This is a genomic window from Vibrio sp. 10N.222.47.A9, assembly GCF_963872585.1.
GTDB lineage: Bacteria > Pseudomonadota > Gammaproteobacteria > Enterobacterales > Vibrionaceae > Vibrio > Vibrio splendidus.
The window spans coordinates 1-4,697 of record NZ_CAWNBB010000114.1 but is presented as its reverse complement, the minus strand read 5'-3'; the positions used below and the strand labels follow the sequence as shown (position 1 = coordinate 4,697).

Here is a 4,697-nt window from a genome sequence, read left to right as displayed (position 1 = left end):
TTTAATTACGCAACAAAGCCACTTCTTGCTCAGGTAAAACGTTTTAACTAGGTGTCAAAATAATTAAATCACAAGAAATATGAAAACTCATTCTAAACTCACCCTATGTAAGCGATATTTTTCACTCTATGTGATGAGGTTTGGCACTTTGTTCCCTCGCAACCTTTAAAGGTGATGCACGGGTATGCATCTTAAATCAACGAGGGATTGAGTTATGAAAAAGTTACTTCTTGCTACTGCTGTAGCAGCCGCTTCACTTTCTTTTGGCGCTTCTGCGGTTCAATTTAACAATGCGGTGGACTTTACGACACTGAGTAAAACGGACCAAAAAACGATTCGAATCGAAGGGCGAGTTCCGAAACGCTGTCTATTACGAATAGGCAAAAAAGACGTGAAGAATAACGTTCTACGCAAAGCGAACAAAGTACACGAGGATTCATGGTCAAATGGATTCAACAATAAAGAAGTATTAGTGGGTAACTTACGTGCATGGTGTAATTACGGTACTGATTTGGAATTTTCAGTAACGGCTTACCAGCTAAACGGTGTAACCAAGCACAATATGAGTGAGAAAATTGACTACCAAGTGAAAATTGGTTCAGAATCGGTCGCGGATACCGCAAGCGACCACGGCTTGGAAATGACGGCGTCGCCAATACCATCATTGGGCGAACACTTGGTGAACAGCATCAACAAACATCCAATTTATGTTCAACCTGAAGATTCAGGCTTTGCACGAGCAGGTAAATACAAAGGTAAAATTAAAGTGAGTCTTGCTGCGGCAGGTCCAGCAAGCTAAAAGCCGATGACACTTTAAGGATGATGTCTTTTAGACAAATAAAACTTGGCTCGGTTATCGAGCCAAGTTTATTTTATGGAGAAATATCAATGACTAGGATTATAACTCTTCTATTTTCTTTATTTTTCAGCTCAGCCCTTTTCGCGTACGAAGTCAGTCCAATCTATCTAGAACTCGATGATGTTGGTCGAAATGCACAAGGCTTGTACAAAGTGACTAATGTGGAAGAAGAACCAATCCTTCTAGAAGTAAATGTCTACCAAACTGATTTTTCTACTGGCGAAGAAATTTTAACACCAACGGAAGATGAGTTTCTCGTCCTCCCACCTCAAGCTAAAATTGACGGACTAAAGTCTCAGACTTTCCGCGTACGTTACATGCCAACAGGGCCAATAAAACAAACTGTCACTTACCGTATCGTCTTTTCACAAATTGAACTAGAAAATCAAATAGAGGAAGATGAGGACAGTTCTATTTCCATGTTGCTAGAGTTTGCAACTTTGGTTTTTGTCTCTCCCACATCCAGTAAATCGATTCCAACCACGACAGTTCAAAACAGCCAGGTCGCTATCCGCAACGATGGCAAACGAGTACTGAATATGAATGGTATGGAGTTTAGCTTCTCTGGTGGCAAAGCAAACAAAACAGTTGATTGGGAAGTATTAAGTAAAAAGACAAGCGCTTATTTAATGCCAGGAACGACCGTCAAGTACACTTTACCAAGTGAATTAGGGCAGCCAAAGAAAGTTTCTGTTAAAACAATCGATTAACGAGACTCTCGTGAAGAATCTCATTTTATGCCTCACATTAGTCACAGCCATACAAACCGTGTTTGCGCAAAGTTGGTTATTCCCATTTCCCCTAACTTGGGGTGAGAACACTATAGGTGAAGTGAATGCGTATTCTGATGGTATGACTGTTGGCTCTATTAACGTGGAACAGCTTGCTCAGTCAACTCAAAAGCTGATCAACCCTGAGACACTGACAGCGTTACGAAATTTATCCGAAGAATACATTACGATCAAACAACTGAACCATATGGGCATCAGTGCAACCTTCAACTCTTCCGATCAAAATATTAATTTAGTCATTGATGAAAAGGCTGCAGCTGAGTTCTTGCTGTCGTTTGGTAGCAAGTATGAACCGGCTAAATATTCAGAAAGCACTTTTTGGACAATACAGAATACACTGAATGCTAGTACGGACTACTCCTTATTCAGCGACTCTAATACAGAGGACACGCAAACTTGGCTTGGTGAGTGGTTATTAAAAGCCAATATTGGTGGCGTTCGAGGCGCCAATCTTGACATTTCCGGTTTTGTTAGCGGTGGTAACGATATCAACTCTGATGTGTATCGTGGCGAAGCTCGTCTTTTCTTTGATGAACCTAATACCCCTTTTCGACTAACCTTTGGTGATGTAACCCAAGCAAGTGCTGGACACCTTCCTAGTACACCTCTCGGAGGCATTGCTTTTGAACGTTTGTATCAAGACTTACAACCTACCCGAAATATCCAAAATGGAGGAACTCAACCACTGGTATTGAATGAGAGCGCTGATGTCGAAGTCTATATTAACGACGTTTTTCTCACTGAAATTCGCTTACCCCCGGGGCGATATACACTTGACGACTTGCCTCTCGTTTCTGGTACCAATGACGTTCGATTGGATATAAGTTATCAATCAGGTAGGACCGATACCATCGTTTATAGCCAGTTCTTTAACTCACGTTTGTTACGTGAAGGCATTTCTGATTTTGGCTTCTACTCTGGTTTAACGTCGACGATTGAAGATAACAACTTTAAGTATGACGACGAGCAATGGGTAACTTCTGGCTATTACGACTATGGTGTCAGCGATACCTTAACAATTGGCGGAAACGCTCTGTATCACCCCGAAGGGCAACAAGTCGGCATAATTGCAACAATTGGTTCTGATTGGGGGAACTTGGGGGTTCGAGCCTCTGCACAAAACAACAAGCCCAGTAATGATACAGGTAGTATCTACAGCTTAGATTACTCCCACCAATTATGGGGAACAGACAGTTACGGCTCCCCAAACTTTCGTCTTGGAAGTGAGTATCAAGATAATTATTTTGCATTGCCTTGGCAGATTACGGATGCAAATACTGGGCTCCGCGTCTTTTCAAACTACGTTTTCAGTATTACGGATAACCTTAGTTTAATCCTGAGTGGTGACTATCGTGACTTTGAAGAGTCAGAGGTGCAATGGCAGGCTTCTACGGAAATTGCTTGGCAATTTTACAATCTAGCACTTTCTGCAGGTGTAGAAAAAGAAGAGAACCCAAATGAAAACATTGACGAAACTCGGTTTACTTTTTCTGCAGATTGGGATTGGAACTCTGACAATGGAGAATACAATGCAAATATATCCTACTCCAATGAACCAGATACCTATCGAGCTCAATTTCAACGCCCTTCAGAGGACTATACGGGCAGTTACGGCTATGCGGTGACAGCAGAAGGCGATACTGATTCTCAAGCTTACTCAGTCGAAGGTAATTATGTGGCAAACCGTTTTATCACAGATGCTAAGGTCTCTCACCTAGCATTTGATAACTCAGCAAGTTACCAAACCGCTTCTTTACGAGCAAGTACAGCGCTTACGTTGGCTGACGGTAACTTAGCTTGGTCACGACCTCTCAATGGACCAGTGGCAATTATTGCCGTCCATGACTCGTTAGATGCTGATGTAGAAATAAATGCGGTTGCAGACGATCCTGCAGAATCGATATCTACCTATACTATCAGTAATGCCGTTCAGTTGTCTGGAGGCCACCAACTGTCCACTGTCTACATTGATGCGCCAGATGCACCTATAGGGTATAACTTTGGCGACCACGAGTACAACATTACGCCAGGAACACAAACGGGCCATCTAATAAAAATCGGTTCTGCAGCATCGAAAACCATCATAGGTAAGATTGAGATCGGGCAAAACAAACCATTAAAACTCATCCAAGGTCAGTTGGTTGGACAACAGAAAACGTATGAATTTTTTACTAATCGATCAGGCAGGTTCGTTGTGGAAGGCGTTGCGCCGGGTAACTACACCATCGTCATAGATGGTTTTATCCCAACAAAATTAAACGTCCCAGAAATCAATGACAACCTGATTTACTTACCAACTTTACTCATTAAAGAGGGATAAACCATGAAACACTTACTTAAGCTCTCAGTGTTCGGTTTAGCCATGTTATCTCAACCACTTTGGGCCGAATGCAATGGCAAATGGACACTAAACGTCGACAGAAGCAATATTGAATTTAAGCGAGATTTGGGCGCTTATATTCCTGCTTATCTAGAGTTGTCACGTGATATTCAGAGCTGTCGATTCCCGATGGCCCTAGTATCGATCAACAATAAACAATCTAGCTACTTAAGTTCAATCGGAACGAATTTGCCCCTGACAATTCTGGACAAAAACTTTCGTCAATTGAGTCACTTTCCTAGCAAGGGCTTTCAACTACCTCTGGATAATAGCCAAAGGACGAAGTTTTGGATAAAAGTTCCAGAGGCTAAAGTAGCTGCGTCAGGTAACTACACCGGACTTCTTGAAGCCTCTATTTCCCTAAATAGAAAACGAGAGACAAAAAATGCCAAAGTGAAACTCAACGTCCCTGCGTTTGTAGCTTTCAACTCCGTTCCTAATGCACCAAACCTTCAACGCTCAGGTAGCTCAGGTTATCGCTTCCAGCTTGGTGATCTTGAATCTAACCGCACCTATCGCTCCGATTTTGATCTTCTTTCAAACTCGAATGTAAGGTTAGTCGTAAAGCAGAAATATGGTGAATTAAAGCAGAAGTCGGAACCCAATATCTCGATCCCATATACGTTGCGATTTAATAACGCCTTGGTCTTGCGAATCCCCTCATAAT

The 4,697-nt window shown here is 42.1% G+C and carries 3 protein-coding genes and 1 pseudogene; all 4 read left to right on the top strand.

The features are described 5' to 3' along the window. Positions 1–214: 214 nt before the first annotated feature. Positions 215–799 (top strand): hypothetical protein, encoded by a 585-nt coding sequence (locus tag AACT19_RS25500; RefSeq protein ID WP_010436221.1) that lies wholly within the window; start codon positions 215–217, stop codon positions 797–799. A gap of 89 nt (positions 800–888) precedes the next feature. Then, positions 889–1,569 (top strand): fimbrial biogenesis chaperone, encoded by a 681-nt coding sequence (locus AACT19_RS25495; protein WP_010436219.1) that lies wholly within the window; start codon positions 889–891, stop codon positions 1,567–1,569. Positions 1,570–1,579: 10 nt separating this feature from the next. Continuing rightward, positions 1,580–3,970, top strand: a complete 2,391-nt coding sequence (locus AACT19_RS25490; protein WP_076649436.1) for a fimbria/pilus outer membrane usher protein — start codon at positions 1,580–1,582, stop codon at positions 3,968–3,970. Between the two features lie 3 nt (positions 3,971–3,973). After that, positions 3,974–4,678 (top strand): annotated as a pseudogene (locus AACT19_RS25485) (hypothetical protein); the annotation flags it as partial. Between the last annotated feature and the right edge of the window lie 19 nt (positions 4,679–4,697).

What these genes read in the sequence shown, in the direction of transcription:
- AACT19_RS25500 (WP_010436221.1), top strand. Translation starts at nt 215, where the DNA reads ATGAAAAAGTTACTTCTTGCTACTGCTGTAGCAGCCGCTTCACTTTCT.
- AACT19_RS25495 (WP_010436219.1), top strand. Translation starts at nt 889, where the DNA reads ATGACTAGGATTATAACTCTTCTATTTTCTTTATTTTTCAGCTCAGCC.